Here is a 15,892-nt window from a genome sequence, read left to right on the forward strand (position 1 = left end):
CTGTCGCCCGATGATCTGGGGGGTGTTGTCGCCGTGGCCGGAGGGCGCCAACGACCGCTGATAGAGACCTGACCCGTGTGGTCTGCTCGTAACGTGGCTGCCGGCGCGGGTGCTCGTGGTCGGCCTGCCGCGACGAGAAGGGAGCGGCGGTTGCCCGATCCTGACCAGCACCCGACCGGGTTCGCGGTGTTCTGCGGCCTGGACGTGGGCAAGTCCGAACACCACGCCTGCGCGGTCGACACCAACGGGAAGCGGGTGCACGACAAGGCCCTGCCCAACGACGAATCGGCGCTGCGCACCGTGCTGTCCGGGCTGGCCGAGCACGGCGCGGTGCTGATGGTCATCGACCAGCCCGCCTCGATCGGAGCGCTGGCCATCGCCGTCGCTCGTGATCTGGGGATCACGGTGGCCTACCTGCCCGGGCTGGCGATGCGCCGCATCGCCGACCTGCATCCCGGGCAGGCCAAGACCGACGCCCGCGACGCCCACGTGATCGCCGAGGCCGCCCGGACGATGCCGCACACCCTGCGCCGGGTCGGCACCGACGACGAGACCCTCGCCGAACTCACTGTGCTCGCCGGTTACGACGATGACCTGGCTGGGCAGAGCACCCGGCTGACGAACCGGCTGCGCGACGCCCTGCTGCATGTTCATCCCGCCCTGGAACGCCTGCTCGGGCCACGCCTGGACCGCGGTGGCGTGCTCGACCTGCTCGCGGCCGCGCCCACCCCGCAAGCCCTGCGAGAGCTCGGCGCTGACGGGATCGCCGAGACGATGCGGGCCCGGTCGCCTCGACTGGCCCGCACCCTTCCCGCCCAGATCCTGACCTCGCTCGACGCCCAGAGCCTGACCGTTCCCGGCACGGCCGCGTTCGCCCGTGTCATCACCGGCGTCGCCGGGCAGCTGCGCCAGGTCCACACCGAACGCGACCAGCTCGCCGACGAGCTCGAAGCCCGCCTGGAGGCCCACCCTCTTGGACCGGTCCTGACCTCGATGCCCGGACTCGGGGTCAGGACCGCCATCAAGATCCTCACCATCGTCGGCGACGGCTCCGGGTTCCCCACCGCCGGGCACCTCGCCGCTTACGCCGGCCTCGCCCCAGTCACCCGCCGCTCCGGCACCTCGATCAAAGGCGAAACCCGATCCCAGCGCGGCAACCACGCCCTGAAATCCGCGCTGTTCCTGTCCGCATTCGCCGCCCTGGCCGACCCCGCCAGCCGCGCCTACTACGACCGCAAACGAGCCGCCGGCAAACGACACAACGCCGCCCTGATCTGCCTCGCCCGACGCCGCACCGACGTCATCTACGCCATGCTCCGCGACCGCCGCCCCTACAACCCGCCCACGGTCAACAACCCCGATCCAGAACTCGCCGCCGCTTGACGAACCCATAGAGACACCCCCCCGGCGACCACCGCGGTGACCCGGACGCCACCGGCGCAGGACACCGCGACCGGGCGCCCGGCGGCGTCGCGCTCCTCGGCCCGGCGCACCGCCGCGTGCACGTCGAGGCCGGACGGCACCGGGCCGTACGCGGCGGCGGTGGCGCCCTCACCGTCGAGCACCGCGACCCACCCGCCGAGCAGCCTGCCCAGGGCCTCGGCGAGGTCCCCGACGTCACCGCGACCCCGGCGAACCGGTCGTGGGCGGCGGCGGCCTCGGCGATCGCGGCGTGCGCGCCGCGCAGCTCGCGCAGCGCGGCGGCGGTGTCGGCCAGGCGGCGGGTCTGCACCAGCGACACCGCGGCGAGCGCCGCGAGCGAGCCGAGCAGGGCGACGTCCTCGGCGGTGAACGGCCGTGCGGTGCGGTTGGCGGCGAACAGCACGCCGACGAACTCGTCGTCGACCAGCAGCGGCGTACCGCAGATGCCGACGATGCCCTCCTCGGCGACCGCGGTGTCGATCTCCTCGGTGTGCCGGTACCGCCCGTCGCCGGCGTAGCGCCCGGTCCAGTGCGGGGTACGGCTGGCGGCGACGAGGCCGCCCAGCCCCGCCCCGAGCGGGAGCCGCAGCGACTGGAAACGGCGCGAGACCGACCCGGAGGTCACCCGCATGAACGTGTCCCCGCGCTCGGGGTCGTGCAGGGTCAGGTAGGCGATGTCGGTGCCGAGCAGCCCGCGCGCGCGGCGCACGATCGTCTGCAGGACCGAGCCGGGGTCGGACTCCGAGGCGAGGTCGCGGGCGATGCCGACCAGCGCGGCGAGCTCGGACTCCTGGCGCCGGCCGGCGGCCATCGCCGCGCGTACCCGCAGGACCAGGGCGCCCGCCTCGGGGTCGGACGCGACGAGCTCGGTGACGGCCCGCTCCAGCTCCCCCTGTGCGGCGTCGGTCGCGGCGTCGCCGTCGGCCCGGTCGGCCAGCAGCCGGAGCAGGTCGAGGACGGTGCGCACGCGCCCATCCTGCCGTGCCGGGCGGTCGGCGGGGCGTCCTTGCCCCGGGCGCGCGTCTCCGCGTCGCGCGGGTCGGTCGGCGGGGTGGGGCTCAGCCGCGCCAGCGCCGTTCGTAGCGCTCCCGGGCCGCGTCCCGCCGGCCCCCGTCGGCCTGTTCGCGCACGGCGGCGGCGTGACCCACCGGGTACCCGGCCTTCGCGACGCGGTGCTCGGCGGACTCGTACATGTAGGCCACCGAGTAGAAGTAGCCGAGGATCGCCCCGGCCAGCACCGACAGCGCGCGGACGTACACGGGGCCGGGGATGAGCAGGTACAGCAGCACCCCGATCGGGAGCAGCTGCACCGTGGTGCGGGCCAGATGGCGCAGCTGCCAGGTCCGGGTCGTGACGTCGTGCAGCACCCAGCCGTGGTGCCGGGCGGGCAGGCCGGCGCCGTAGGCGTAGGCCAGCCACCGCAACGGGTTCGGCCGCTCGTTCACTGTTGGTCCCCCAATTCTTGGTGCCCCAAGAGTGTACGGTGGGCGCCATGACGAGCGCATCCCCGGGTGACGACGACCTCCTCCGGCTCGATCGTCAGGTCTGCTTCGCCCTCGCCGTCGCGGCCCGCAACGTCATCGCGCTGTACCGGTCGCTGCTGGAGCCGATGGGCCTGACCCACCCGCAGTACCTGGTGCTGCTCGCCCTGTGGGAGCGCTCGCCCCGCTCGCTCGGCGACCTGGCCCGCGAGCTGGCACTCGATCCGGGCACGCTGTCACCGCTGCTCAAGCGACTGGAGGCGGCCGGGCTGGTGGACCGGCGCCGGGTCCCCGGCGACGAGCGGACGATGGCCGTGTCCCTGACCGACGCCGGTCGGGCCCTGCGCGCGCAGGCGGAGGCGATCCCGCCGGCGGTCGTCGAGCGGCTCGGGATGCCGCTGTCGGAGCTGGAGGCGCTGCGGACGGTGCTGGACCGGGTGATCCACGCGTCGCGGGGCTGACCACGAGGACGTCGCGGGACCGGCCGCGGGCACCGAGCCCGTACCGTCGTGGCGTGTTGATGAGCGCAGGCAACGCCGTCCTGCTCCTGGTGGACCTGCAGGAGCGCCTCGTCCCCGCGATGCACGACGGCGAGCGGGTCGTCGCCCGCGCCGCCCGGCTCGCCGAGGCCGCGACCCTGCTGGAGGTCCCGGTACTGGCCACCGAGCAGGCCCCGGACAAGCTGGGGCCCACCGTCGCGCGGCTCGCGGACGTGGCGCATCTGGTGGTGCCCAAGACCCGCTTCGCCGCCGCCGACGACGTGCTGTTCCCGCCCGGCCGCGCCGAGGTCGTCGTCGCCGGGGTGGAGGCACACGTCTGCGTGCTGCAGACGGCGCTGGAGCTGCTCGCCGACGGCAGGCGGGTGCTGGTCGTCGCCGACGCCGTCGGCTCCCGGTCCGTCGAGGACGAGCAGCTGGCCCTGCAGCGCCTCCGCACGGCCGGCGCCGGGATCGTCACCTCCGAGATGGTGCTGTTCGAGTGGCTCCGGGACGCGGCGCACCCACGCTTCCGTGAGGTCCAACAGCTGCTGAAGTAGCCCCGTCAACCGGTCCGTGGCTGCAGGTAGGCGGGGTCGGGACCGGGCAGCGGCACGTCGGCCGACCCCTCGAGCAGCGGGGCGACGGCGGCGAGGAACGGCGGGGCCGCGACCGTGCCGCCGAAGGCACCGTGCCCGCAGTCGCCCAGGTGCACGGGGCTGCCGGGACAGATCTCGGACGGCTGCGGCCCGTCGGCGAAGACCATCGAGGACCCGGCGACGCCGTCGATGCCACCGGTGGCGCCGACGAAGGCCACCGACTCGGAGGAGTTCGTGGTGCCGGTCTTGCCGATGGTGGGGCGGGTCCAGCCCGCGGCGCGGGCCGCGGCGGCGGACGTGCCGGTCACGGTGTCCCCACCGAGCCCGGCCGCGAGGGTGTGCGCGATCCCGGGGGCCACGGCCTGCTCGCAGGCGGGCCGGTGCACCGGCACCGCGGCCCCGGCGCGGTCGGTCACCGACAGCACGGCGTCCGGGGCGCACCAGACCCCGTCGCTCTGGACGGTCGCGGTCACGTTCGCCATCTCCAGGGTGGACACCGGGCTCACCCCGAGCGTGAACGACGGCAGGTCGGCGAAGAACGCCGACTGCGGCAGGGAGATCCGTGCGTCCGGCGAGGACGGGTCCGGCGTGCCGCCGGCCGCGTTCGACGCGAGGGTGTCGCGCAGCCCGAGCCGGCGCGCCATGTCCACCACGCGACCGATCCCGGTGCGCTCCTCCAGGTCGACGAACGCGGTGTTCGGCGAGGTCGCGAGCGCGACGGGCAGCGGGATGGGGTCCGGGTAGCCGGGCGTGTCGTTGCTGACCGGGTAGCAGGCGGTGCCCGCACCCGGGAAGCAGGCCGACGGCGGGTCGGGCAGCGTGCTGTCGAAACCGACGGTGCCCGCCTCCAGCGCCGCCGCCGTCGTGAAGATCTTGAAGGTGGACCCGGCGCCGAACACGTTCGACGGTGCGGCGACGAGGTCCCGGGTCGTGTCACCGGCGGCGGCGTCGGTGCCCGGCCGCCGGTTGGCGACCATGGCGAGCACCTGGTGGTCACCGGTGGCGGCGTCACCGTGCCCGGGCCGGATCAACGCCAGGGTGTTCGCGACGCCGTCCTGGGTGCGGGGCACGTTCGCGTCGACCGCCTGCTGCGCCGACGCCGTCGCGGCCGGGTCGAGGGTGGTCCGGATCGTGTAGCCGCCGGTGTCGAGCTGCTGCTCGGTGAACCCGGCCCGCTCCAGCTCGGACACCGCGTACTCGCAGAGGAACCCGGCGCCGTCGGTGGCGCCGTAGCAGTTGTGCCCGGGGGTCTGCGGCCCGCCGGGCCGCACGCCGAGCGGTGCGGCGGTGGCCTCGGCGGCCTGGGCCGGGGTGATCGACCCGGCGACGCGCATGGCCGCGACGACGGTGTCGCGCCTGTCCGTCGCCGCCTGCGGGTGCCGGAACGGGTCGAAGAGGGTGGGGTTGTTGACCGCACCCGCGAGCAGCGCGGCCTGCGGGACGGTCAGGTGCGCGGCGTCGGTGCCGAACCAGGCGCGCGCGGCGGCCTCGACGCCGTAGACGTGGCCGGTGAACTCCACGGTGTTCAGGTACCCGGCCAGCACGTCCTGCTTGGACGTGCTGTGGGCCAGCCGCTGGGCCAGCACCGCCTCGCGGATCTTGCGGGTCGGGGTGTCGGCGTGGTCGGCCCGCTGGGCGGCGGGGTCGTCGCGGTCGACGACGTCGATCAGCCAGTTCTTCACGTACTGCTGGGTGATCGTGGAACCGCCCTGGACGGCGCCGCCCGCGGCGTCGGTGACCAGCGCGCGCAGGGTGCCGACGGGGTCCACCCCCGACTCGTCGAAGAACCGGCGGTCCTCGACGTCGACGATCGCGGCGACCATCGCCGGGGCGATCCGGTCGTAGGACACGGGGATCCGGTACTGCTCGTCGAGGTAGGCGATCGGGGCGCCCTCCCGGTCGGTGAGCACCGTCGCGGCCGGCAGCGTCGCGGCGTCGGGGAGGTCCCCGGTGGCACCGTCCGGGACGGTGGACGCCACCGCGGCGATCCCGGCCGCGGCCGGTGCGGCGCACCCGGCGAGGACCAGTCCCCCGGCCAGCACCGCCGCGCCGAGCCGCCGTGCGGTCCGGCCGTCCACCCGGGCCGACCGCCGCCCGCCCATCTCAGGGGACACCGGCCGGACCCGGCGCCGCCCCCGCTCCCAGGTGTCCCCCGGCGGGCGTCGCCGGAGGCGGGCACCCCCCGGGATCCGGTCGAGCCAGCGTCGTGCCGTCGCGCGTTGCCCCACGCCGTGATTGTGCGCCGCAACGCTGAGGCACGCCTGAGACCCGGCCGCGCGCGTCGCTGAGAGTCAGCCGTTCAGGGCGGCCAGCCGGGTGCGGGCCTGCTCCCGGAAGCGCTCCACCGAGGCCAGCTTGACGTCCTCGTAGCCGCGGACCAGGTCCGCGGTCTCCGCGACGGCGACCACCCCGTCCACGGTGTCGGTCTCGAGCAGGTCGAGCGCGGAGCGGACCAGCGCCTGGTACTCCCCGACCAGCTCCCGCTCGACGCGTCGGACCCCGGCGCGGCCGAACAGGTCCAGCGGGGTGCCGCGCAGCCGCCGGGCCGCGCGCAGTGCGCGGAACGCGGGTGCGGCCCACCGCCCGTCGAGCGCGATCTTGCGGTCCATCCCCATGGCGCGCAGCACCGGAGGGTGCAGCATGACCGCCACCCGGGCGTCGGGGCCGAACGCGGCGTCGCGGCGGGCGGTCTCGACCGGGTCCAGGTGCAGGCGGGCGACCTCGTACTCGTCCTTGTAGGCTATGAGCCGGTGCAGGCCGCGGGCATAGGCGGCGCCGACGCGCTCTCCGGCCGTGTCCCCGGCCCTGGCGGCGGCGATGGCCGCGACCCGTCGGACCTCCTCGGCGTAGCGGCCCGCGTAGTCGGCGTCCTGGTAGCCGGCGAGGTCGGCGATCCGGGTGGCGAGCGCGTCGGTGAGCCCCGTGCCGGCGGCGACCGACCGGGCCAGCGCCGCGGACGCGGCGTCGACCGCGACCGGACCCGGCTGCGGCGCGACCAGCGCGGTGCGCACGGCGGCGGCGTCGATCGCGGCGGCCCGGCCCCAGCGGAACGCGGTCAGCGTGGTCTCCACGGCCGCACCGTTGACCCGGATCGCCTCCTCCAGCGCCTCGGCCGACACCGGGAGCACCCCGTGCTGGTAGGCGGCGCCGAGCAGCAGCATGTTGGTCGGCAGGTGGTCGTCGAACAGCGCCTCGGACAGCGTCTGGGCGTCGACCGCGAGCAGGTCGCGGGTGACCGCACCGATCCGGTCGACGGCGTCGTCGGTGGAGCCGGGCAGCACGACCCGCCCGGTGACCATGGCCGCGGTCGGCACCAGCGAGGTGTTCACGACGGCGACCGTGTGCCCGGCCCGCGCGACGGCCAGCGTCGCGTCGGTGGCGGCGCCGACGAGGTCCATCCCGATCAGCACGTCCGCGGTCCCGCGGGAGGCGCGCAGGATCCCGTGCTGGGGCTGCTTCGAGATCCGGACGTCGGAGACGACCGGGCCACCCTTCTGCGCGAGTCCGACCTGTTCCAGGCCGGCGGCGAACAGCCCGTCGAGGTGCGCGGCCATCTGCAGGATCGCCGAGGCCGTGACGACGCCGGTCCCGCCGATGCCGGGCATCCGGATCAGGGCCGCGTCCGGGTCGACCCGCGGCTCGGGGTCGACGAGCGTGACCGGCAGCGCCGGGATCTCGCGTCGCGGACGGGTGCCGGGCACCACGGTGAGGAACGACGGGCAGTCGCCCTTGAGGCAGGAGTAGTCGGTGTTGCAGGACGCCTGGTGGATGGTGGTCTTGCGACCGAACTCGGTCTCCACCGGCAGCACCGACAGGCAGGTCGACTGGTCGCCGCAGTCCCCGCAGCCCTCGCAGACCCGCTCGTTGATCAGCACCTTCTCGGCGGGGGCGGGGAGCTTCCCGCGCTTGCGCAGGCGGCGCTCCTCGGCGGCGCAGCGGTCGTCGTGGATCAGCACGGTGACGCCGTCGGTGGCCGTGAGCTCCTCCTCGACGGCGGCGAGCTGGTCGCGGTGGCGGACGCTCGCGATCGGGTCGAGGGCGATGCCGCGGTAGTCGCGGGGCGAGTCGGTGGTGACGACGATCCGGCGCACCCCCTCCAGCGCGAGCGAGCGGGTGATGTCCGGGACGTTCATGCGGCCCTCGGCGCGCTGCCCTCCGGTCATGGCGACGGCGTCGTTGTAGAGCAGCTTGTAGGTCATGGTGACCCCGGCCGCGACGGCGGCGCGGACGGCGAGCGAGCCGGAGTGGTGGAAGGTGCCGTCACCGAGGTTCTGCACGAGGGTGCGGTCGTCGGTGAACGGGGCCAGGCCGATCCACTGGGCACCCTCGCCGCCCATCTGGGTCAGCCCGATCTGGTGGCCACGGTGCTCGCCGTCGAGGGCGATCATCGCGTGGCAGCCGATCCCGACCCCGACGAGCGTGTCGTCGCCGGTGCGGGTGGAGGTGTTGTGCGGGCAGCCGGAGCAGAAGTACGGCGTCCGGTTCCCGAGCAGGTCCAGCCCGATCCGGGACGGCTTCGGCGGGGCGAGGCGCTCCAGGTGCGCGGCCGCGGCGGCGGGCAGGGTCCGGCCGGCGGCGGTGAGCCGGGCGGCCAGCGCGCGGGCGACGTCCTCCGCACCGAGCTGGCCGCGGGCCGACAGCAGGGGCCGGCCCCGCTCGTCACGTCGGCCGGTGACCGTGGGGCGGTGCTCGCGCCCGTAGAGCGCGTCGCGCAGGTGCCCCTCCAGGAACGGGACCTTGTCCTCGACCACGAGCACCTCCGCGCAGCCCTCGACGAGCCCGGCGAGCGCGTCGGCGTCGACCGGGAACGGCATCGCGAGGCGGATCAGGCGCACGCCGAGCGCGTCGAGCTCGGCCTCGCCCAGGCCCAGGTCCTCGCAGGCGCGCAGCACGGTGGCGTAGCCGGTACCGGAGGCGAGGACCGCCAGGTGCGGGTCGCGGGAGGTGAAGGTGACGCGGTTCAGCCCGGTCTCCCGGGCGTACTGACGGGCGAGGTCGAGCCTGCGCGTGAGCTGGTCGTGTTCGGCCTCGACGGCGGCGGGCCCGACGAGCGGGCCGGCCTGGGCGCGGTCGGTGGCGGGCGGGGCGGGGACGCCGAGCAGTGCGGGGCGCAGCGCACCGAGGTCGACCGTGCAGGAGGCGTCGGCCACGTCGGCGATGATCTTCAGGCCGGTCCAGAGACCGGTGGCCCGGGACAGCGCGACGGCGTGCAGCCCGAACTCGATCACCTCGGACACCGAGCCGGGCGCGAGCAGCGGCATCGCCAGCGACTGGGCCATCGGCTCGCAGGAGCTGGGCACGGTGGAGGACTTGCAGGACGGGTCGTCGCCGATGATCGCGACGGCGCCGCCGAGTCGGGCGGTCCCGGCCAGGGAGCCGTGCCGGATCGCGTCGGCAGCCCGGTCGAGACCGGGGTTCTTGCCGTACCACCAGCCGACGACACCGTCGTGACGGCGACCGGGTACGGCGTCGAGCAGCTGGGTGCCGGCGACGGCGGTCGCGGCGAGCTCCTCGTTGAGTCCGGGCCGGAATACCACGCGCTCGGCGTCGAGATGGGTCCGGGCGCGGCCGAGCTCGGCATCGAAGGAGCCGAGCGGGGAACCCTGGTAGCCGCTGACGAAGGAGGCGGTGTCGAAGCCGCGGGCGGTGTCGAGACGAGCCTGCTCGAGCACGAGGCGCACCAGCGCCTGGATCCCGCTCATCGGCGCCCGGCCCCGGCTCGCGAGGTACTTGTCGTCCAGCACGGTCATCGGTGACAGCTCCTCGTCGGGTGGGGCGGCGCGGCCCGACCAGGACAGCGTGACCGCCGCCACGACACAACAGGTGACGGGACACTGCCCGCGAGAACGCAACGGATACCGTTCGAGGCTCCGATCACCGACGATCCGTTGCGCTGGAGGCACCGTGCCCGACACCCAGGTCGACGACCTCGACCATGCCATCCTGCGACTGCTGCACGCCGACGCCCGTCGCACCTACGCCGACATGGCCGAGCGGGTCAGCCTGTCCACCGCGGCGACGAAGCGCCGGGTGGACCGGCTGCGCGAGTCCGGGGTGATCACCGGTTTCACCGTGCAGGTCGACCACGCCAAGCTCGGCTGGGCGGTCGAGGCGTTCAGTGAGATCCGTTACGCGGGCACCGCGAGCGTCTCCGAGATCGTCGACTCGGCCTCGCGGCAGCCGGAGGTGCAGGCCGTGTACACCCTGGCCGGCGACCTCGACGCGCTGGTGCAGGTCCGGGTGCGCGACCTGGCGCACCTGCAGGAGGTCATCGACCGGCTGCGACGCAACGGGACGGTGACCGGGACGAGGACGCTGATGGTGCTGGGGCGCTGGACCCGTACCTGATCATTTGCTTACCGCAACGATCCGGCCGATCATGGCCGGGTGCTCGTCCTCTGCAGCGTCACCGGCTCCCCCTCGCACGGTCGCGCCGTGCTCCCCTTCGCCCGGGCGCTGGGCGTCGCCGGCCACCGGGTCGTCGTCGCCTGTCCGCCCGACATCGCGGGGGTCTTCGATCGGGCGCCCGTCGTCGTCGCGCCGGTCTTCGCGACGATGGCCGACGCCGCCGAGCACCTCGGCCCGGCCCTCGCGCAGCTCGGCGGGCCCGCCGCGCTGGCGACCCTGACCCCGACCGAGGTGACGACGGCCCTGCTGCCGACCCTGTTCGCCGGCCCGCAGGTGACCGACGCCGCGCGGGCGCTCCTCGCGCTGGTGCAGGCCCACGGGACCCCCGACCTGGTGCTGCGCGACGGGGGCGAGACCGCGGGGTTCCTGGTCGCCGAGCACCTGGGGGTGCCGTGTGTGGCGGCACCGTCGGGTGCCGGCAACGTCCTCGCCCCGGAACTCGTCGCCGAGGCGCTGGCCGCACGCCGCGACGAGCTGGGCTTCGCCGCTCCGGACGACCCGACGGCGCTGCACCGCTGGGGACGGCTGGACTGCATGCCCCCGCAGTTCTCGCTGGCCGGGCCGCAGATCGCGCCGGCGCGGGCGTTCCGCCAGGACGACCAGGTCGCCCGGGGAGAGGCCCTGCCCGGCTGGGTCGGCGCGCTCCCCGGGAGCCGCCCGCTGGTCGTCGCGGGTCTGGGTACGGCGATGGCCGGGCGGGCCGGGCGCCGGGCCCCCGTCGACCCGCAGGCCGCCCTGCGCACCGTGGCCGAGGCGGCCTCCCGGCTCGACGCCGAGGTGGTGCTGTCCACCGGCGGTCTGCCGGTCGAGGACCTGGCGCTGCCCGCGCACGTGCATCCCGCGTCGTGGGTGCCGCAGCCGCTGCTGCTGCAGGTCGCGGACCTGTTCCTGACCCACGGCGGCTACAACGGCGTCCGCGAGGCCGTGCGGCACGGTGTCCCGCTGGCGGTGCTGCCGCAGTTCGGGGACCAGGAGCACAACGCCCGGCGCATCGCCGAGCTCGGGTTGGGTGCGCACTGCGCCCCCGACGCGGACGAGGTCGCGGCGACCTGCACCCGGCTCCTCGGCGACGACGACGTCCGCGCGCGGATGCGCTCCGCCCAGCGCGCGATGCTGACGCTGCCGCCGGTGGAGGACGCCGTCGGTGTCCTGGAGGAGCTGGCCGAACGGCGGGTCCCCGCGCTCGCGCCCTGACCGCCGGGCGTCAGGCGTACGGGCGCTGCGGGATGCGCGGCCCGCAGGCGACGACGGTGCGCGCCCAGGTACCGAACAGCACGAGCACGCCCAGCACGGTGACGACCAGGCCCGGTCCGATGTCGTCGGTACCGGTGACGGCGGTCTGCCGTGACCACACCGCCCACAGCCCGGCGAGCGAGCCGATACCGGTGACGGTGGCCGCGGTCCACACCAACGGCCAGAACCGGGTCAGCAGCGCCACCACCGACACCGCGACGGCCACGACCGCGACGACGGTGAACAACCACGGCAGCGGCCCCATCACCGCCCGGCCGGCGAGGACCTCCCACCCGGCGCCACGGACCGACCAGGGCATGAACAGGGCGGCGAGGACGGCGGCGACCCCCGCCCCGGCGACGACCGAGGCCGGGCCGGGATCGATCCACCGGTCGACCCGCCAGGCGATGCGGGTGAGCTCGTCGGCGAGCTCGGGGGTGGCCTGCGGGGACGGCGCGCCCGGGCCGGGCGTGCGCGGTGCGCTCATGCGGATCCCTCGTCGTCACTCCGGTACCGGGGTGTTCCTCCGACAGTGCACCACGGGTGGTGCTCCGCGCGGCACCACCACCGGAGCGGCCCGCCGGACGGTCGTGCGGCTACGCCGCGCGGACGGCGCACCGGCAGGGCGAGCCCTGCCGGCAACCGCAACCGCAGGTGCTCGCGCACCCACACGCCGACGTGGCCGCGCCCACCGGCCCGGGAGTCGCCGACCCGCCGCAGCAGCCGCCGTCCAGGCAGCTCAGGCGGGGGACCTCGGGCGCAGGCGGTGGGACTGCCGGGACCGCCACCCCGAGAGCGGCGAGCACCCGGTCGGCGAGGTCGGGGACCGGACCCGCCGGGCCGACACGCGCGAGCCGACCGAGCCGGTCGGCGCCGTCGGCGAAGGCACGGCAGGACGCGCATCCGGCGAGGTGGTCCTCGGCCGCCGCACGCTCGTCGTCGCCCGCCTCACCGTCGAGACGGGCGGACAGCACCTCGCGGTAGCCCTGACAGTCCATACCCACACTGTCGTACACGAGGCCCGTCCGGTTCCATCCGACCTGAGTTGCACAGGTAGTCGGGGGTTGTGAGGTGTCGTTGCTGGTCAGCGGGCTGTGGGGTCGGGATCTGGGGCACTAATCGGTAGTCTCGGGTGGTGTTCGTCCGGAAGGTGAAGACGGCGTCCGGGGCGACGGCGGTGCAGATCGTGGAGAAGCGCCACGGGGTCCGGCGGATCGTCGCCCACGTCGGTTCCGCTCATGATGACGCCGAGCTCGCAGTGCTGATCGCCTCAGCGCGGGATCGCATCCATGCAGGTCAGCAGGCCCTCGACCTCGACGCCCCTGCCACCGGGGGCGCGGCGGGCGCGGTCGTGACCGGGTCGGCGAGCGAGGTCCTGTGGAACGTCCTGTGCGATGCCTACCGCCGGTTGGGGTTCGACCAGCTCGCCGACGAGGTGTTCCGGGCGCTCGTGCTCGCCAGGATCGTGGAGCCCACCAGCACCTCTGCCGCGGTCGGGGTCCTCGATGAACTCGGGGTGGTCGCGCCGCATCGCAACACCTTCACCGCGGCGCTGCGCCGCTGCAGCGACAAGGACTACCGGGCCGTCCTGGCCGCCGCCTGCACCGTGGCCTCGCGGGTGGGGGCGGCGTCGCTGGTGCTCTATGACGTGACCACGCTGCATTTCGAGGTCGAGCACGAGGACACGCTGCGCAAGGTAGGGATGAGCAAGGAACGCCGGGTCGACCCGCAGATCCAGGTCGGGCTGCTCGTCGACCCGTCCGGGTTCCCGCTCGAGGTCCGCTGCTTCGAGGGCAACAAGGCCGAGACGACCACTCTGCTACCCGTTCTGGAGGACTTCCGCAAACGGCACGACGTGAAGGACATGGTGGTCGTCGCCGATGCCGGAATGCTGTCCGCGTCGAACCTGAACGCGTTGGAGGACAACGGGTTCTCCTTCATCGTGGGGTCGAGGATCAGCAAGGCGCCCTACGATCTGGCCGCGCACGTCGAGCGTCACGGCAACGCCTTCGACGACGGCCAGGTCCTGGAGTCGCGCCGCGACATGGGGACAGGGAAGGCGAAACGGAGCCGGCGGGTCGTCTACCAGTACCGCTTCGCCCGCCACAAACACGATGACCGGGCGATCAACGCCATGGTCGACCGCGCGGAGAAGGTCGCCGCCGGCACCCGGCCGTTGAAGAAGGACCGCTTCGTCCGCATCGCCTCCACCGGCACCGAGGTCGACTGGGGCCTGGTCGAACGCGCCCGCCAGCTCGCCGGGTTGAAGGGCTACGTCACCAACCTGGCCGAGTCCACCATGGACGGGCACAAGGTCGTGGCCGCCTACCACGACCTGTGGCAGGTCGAGGCCAGCTTCCGCATGGCCAAGTCCGACCTGCGAGCCCGACCGATCTTCCACCGCGAACGCGACGCCATCGAAGCCCACCTCACCGTCGTCTTCGCCGCCCTCGCGGTCTCCCGACACCTCCAGGACGCGGCAGGCGTGACCATCAAGAAGCTGGTCACAGCCCTGCGCCCACTACGAACCGTCCGAGTCGACGTCGGCGGTCACCCGATCACCGCCGCCCCGCAGATCACCAGCGGCGCGCGTGCCATTCTCGACCGGCTCCCCACCATCACCGCGCCGGGGCACTAAGAGGTCGTTTCAGAAGTCGGCGTGTCGGTCCTGTGTGGATCGGCGCTGGTAGCTGATCATGTCCGGTCGTGGCGCGGCGATCTTGTGTCGAGCGATTGGTGAGCGACGAGCTGTGGGCGCTGGTGGAGCCGCTGCTGCCCAAGCCGCGCAAGCACAAGCGGGGACGGACAGGCCGTCCGCGGGTGCCGGATCGGGCCGCTCTGGCCGGGATCGTGTTCGTGCTCAAGACCGGGATCAGCTGGAACGCGCTGCCCGCCGAGCTCGGCTGTGGGTCCGGAGTGACCTGCTGGCGGCGGCTACGGCAGTGGCAGCAGGCCGGGGTCTGGGCCCAGCTGCACCGGGTGATGCTCGACCGCCTCGCCCAGCAGGGCCTGCTGGACTGGTCGCGGGCGGCGGTGGACAGCGTGAGCGTGCGGGCCAAGCGCCGCGGCGAGGCCACCGGGCCCTCGCCGACCGATCGCGGGAAGGCGGGCAGCAAGTACCACGTGCTCTGCGACCGAGGCGGGCTCCCGCTGCATGCGCTGGTCACCGGGGCGAACGCCCACGACAGTCGGATGCTCGCCCCGCTGCTGGACACCAACCCCGGCGTCCGCGAACGGGCGGGACAGCCGGGGCGTCCGCGACGTCGGCCGGACAAGGTGCACGCCGACAAGGGCTACGACTATCCCCGCTGCCGCCGCTACCTGAGTGGGCGTGGGATCGGGGTGCGGATCGCCCGGCGCGGGATCGAGGACTCCACCCGGCTCGGGCGGGTCCGCTGGGTCGTCGAGCGCACCATGTCCTGGCTGCTGGACTTCCGCCGCCTCGCGCTGCGCTACGACCGCGCCGAATCCACGATCACCGCGCTGTTATCGCTGGCCTGCGCCCTGATCTGCCACCGCCGCCTCACCAAGCCGAAGCCGAAGTGATGGTCGACCCAGCCCTCGCTGAGGCACTCGCCTACGAGGTCGGGGCCAGCGGCCGCCAGGCCAGCCACTCCAAGGCCCGGTCGGCCTCGTCAGGGTCGAAGCGGTGCGGGTCGAACGGCCCGCCCGCCCACTCCAGGCGCTCGGCGCGGTCGGGATGGTCAGGGTCGGCGAGCACGGCCTGGAAGTCCTCATACCCCCCGATCCCGCCGACGTCCTCGGGCGGGCACGCCCCCTGCCCGGCGACGCATCGCGGATAGCACACTCCCGGCTCGACGGCCGCGACCGCCTCGACGGTGATCTCGTGGGCCCAGTTGTCACCGAAGTCGTAGACGTAACCGAACCGGTCACCAGCCTTGACCAGCCGAAACAGCTTCTCTTTCGTCTCGTCGGCGACATCCTGTCCGGGCCAGTCCGGGTCTGGGATCCCGTAGCGGCGCCCGACGATCTCGAACTCGTGCAGATGAGAGTTCGTCCAGCCCATCACTGACTGCACCACCTCGTGTAACACCGCCAAGTCGACCTCGCCCGGCACCTGCACCCGACGCCGGACCGCCGGCACCACCTCGGTCAGGACGATCTCCAACTCGAAAATCTTCGTCTTCTCAGACACACGAGGCGCGACCATCAGCCGATGCTGCCAGCCCCGCCGTCACCGGCAGAACCGGGCCCACCACTTCTGAAACGACGTCTTAGAGGTCGCGCGGATTGGTCACAGCTTGGCCGCGGT

The 15,892-nt window shown here is 74.1% G+C and carries 14 protein-coding genes; 7 read left to right on the forward strand and 7 right to left on the reverse strand.

The window, feature by feature from the left end; genetic code table 11:
- Positions 1-150 precede the first annotated feature (150 nt).
- Positions 151-1,383 (forward strand): IS110 family transposase, encoded by a 1,233-nt coding sequence (locus tag KPF47_RS23210; RefSeq protein ID WP_224386690.1) that lies wholly within the window; start codon positions 151-153, stop codon positions 1,381-1,383.
- On the opposite strand, the gene KPF47_RS23215 is transcribed toward KPF47_RS23210, so the two are convergent.
- The gene (locus KPF47_RS23215; RefSeq protein ID WP_224390949.1) at positions 1,349-2,389 is read right to left on the reverse strand and encodes a GAF domain-containing protein; all 1,041 of its coding nucleotides are present in this window, start codon (positions 2,387-2,389) and stop codon (positions 1,349-1,351) included. The genes KPF47_RS23210 and KPF47_RS23215 overlap by 35 nt on opposite strands.
- Positions 2,390-2,480: 91 nt before the next feature.
- The gene (locus tag KPF47_RS23220; RefSeq protein ID WP_224390950.1) at positions 2,481-2,867 is read right to left on the reverse strand and encodes a DUF5313 family protein; all 387 of its coding nucleotides are present in this window, start codon (positions 2,865-2,867) and stop codon (positions 2,481-2,483) included.
- A gap of 47 nt (positions 2,868-2,914) precedes the next feature.
- On the opposite strand from KPF47_RS23220, the gene KPF47_RS23225 reads away from it, so the two are divergent.
- Positions 2,915-3,364, forward strand: a complete 450-nt coding sequence (locus KPF47_RS23225; RefSeq protein ID WP_224390951.1) for a MarR family winged helix-turn-helix transcriptional regulator — start codon at positions 2,915-2,917, stop codon at positions 3,362-3,364.
- Positions 3,365-3,423: 59 nt separating this feature from the next.
- Positions 3,424-3,939, forward strand: a complete 516-nt coding sequence (locus tag KPF47_RS23230) for an isochorismatase family protein (RefSeq protein WP_224390952.1) — start codon at positions 3,424-3,426, stop codon at positions 3,937-3,939.
- Positions 3,940-3,944: 5 nt separating this feature from the next.
- Here KPF47_RS23230 and KPF47_RS23235 read toward each other — a convergent pair whose 3' ends face one another.
- Both KPF47_RS23235 and KPF47_RS23240 read right to left on the reverse strand, forming a co-directional pair.
- Positions 3,945-6,092, reverse strand: a complete 2,148-nt coding sequence (locus KPF47_RS23235) for a transglycosylase domain-containing protein (protein ID WP_224390953.1) — start codon at positions 6,090-6,092, stop codon at positions 3,945-3,947.
- 177 nt (positions 6,093-6,269) lie between these two features.
- A complete protein-coding gene (locus tag KPF47_RS23240) occupies positions 6,270-9,728 on the reverse strand; it encodes an indolepyruvate ferredoxin oxidoreductase family protein (RefSeq protein ID WP_224390954.1) in 3,459 nt (1,152 codons plus the stop codon).
- A 154-nt stretch (positions 9,729-9,882) separates the two neighbouring features.
- Between KPF47_RS23240 and KPF47_RS23245 the strand changes: the two genes are divergently transcribed.
- Positions 9,883-10,326 carry an Lrp/AsnC family transcriptional regulator gene (locus KPF47_RS23245; RefSeq protein WP_224390955.1) on the forward strand — a complete coding sequence of 148 codons (444 nt, stop codon included), beginning with the start codon at positions 9,883-9,885 and terminating at the stop codon, positions 10,324-10,326.
- 39 nt (positions 10,327-10,365) lie between these two features.
- A complete protein-coding gene (locus KPF47_RS40380) occupies positions 10,366-11,580 on the forward strand; it encodes a glycosyltransferase (protein WP_224390956.1) in 1,215 nt (404 codons plus the stop codon).
- Between the two features lie 10 nt (positions 11,581-11,590).
- Here the strand turns inward: KPF47_RS40380 and KPF47_RS23255 are convergent, their stop codons facing one another.
- Both KPF47_RS23255 and KPF47_RS23260 read right to left on the reverse strand, forming a co-directional pair.
- The gene (locus KPF47_RS23255; protein WP_224390957.1) at positions 11,591-12,106 is read right to left on the reverse strand and encodes a hypothetical protein; all 516 of its coding nucleotides are present in this window, start codon (positions 12,104-12,106) and stop codon (positions 11,591-11,593) included.
- A 109-nt stretch (positions 12,107-12,215) separates the two neighbouring features.
- Positions 12,216-12,617, reverse strand: coding sequence for a zf-HC2 domain-containing protein (locus KPF47_RS23260; RefSeq protein ID WP_224390958.1), 402 nt, complete (start codon positions 12,615-12,617; stop codon positions 12,216-12,218).
- 134 nt (positions 12,618-12,751) lie between these two features.
- Here KPF47_RS23260 and KPF47_RS23265 point away from each other — a divergent pair, with 134 nt between their 5' ends.
- Both KPF47_RS23265 and KPF47_RS23270 read left to right on the forward strand, forming a co-directional pair.
- Complete coding sequence (locus tag KPF47_RS23265) at positions 12,752-14,257, forward strand: IS1634 family transposase (protein WP_374108799.1); 1,506 nt, start codon at positions 12,752-12,754, stop codon at positions 14,255-14,257.
- A 68-nt stretch (positions 14,258-14,325) separates the two neighbouring features.
- Complete coding sequence (locus KPF47_RS23270) at positions 14,326-15,165, forward strand: IS5 family transposase (RefSeq protein ID WP_224387494.1); 840 nt, start codon at positions 14,326-14,328, stop codon at positions 15,163-15,165.
- 31 nt (positions 15,166-15,196) lie between these two features.
- On the opposite strand, the gene KPF47_RS23275 is transcribed toward KPF47_RS23270, so the two are convergent.
- Entirely contained in the window at positions 15,197-15,790 is a 594-nt protein-coding gene (locus KPF47_RS23275) for a plasmid pRiA4b ORF-3 family protein (protein ID WP_224386178.1), read from the reverse strand.
- Positions 15,791-15,892 lie beyond the last annotated feature (102 nt).

It is taken from the genome of Pseudonocardia sp. ICBG1293, from assembly GCF_020131355.1.
In the GTDB taxonomy this organism is placed as follows: domain Bacteria; phylum Actinomycetota; class Actinomycetes; order Mycobacteriales; family Pseudonocardiaceae; genus Pseudonocardia.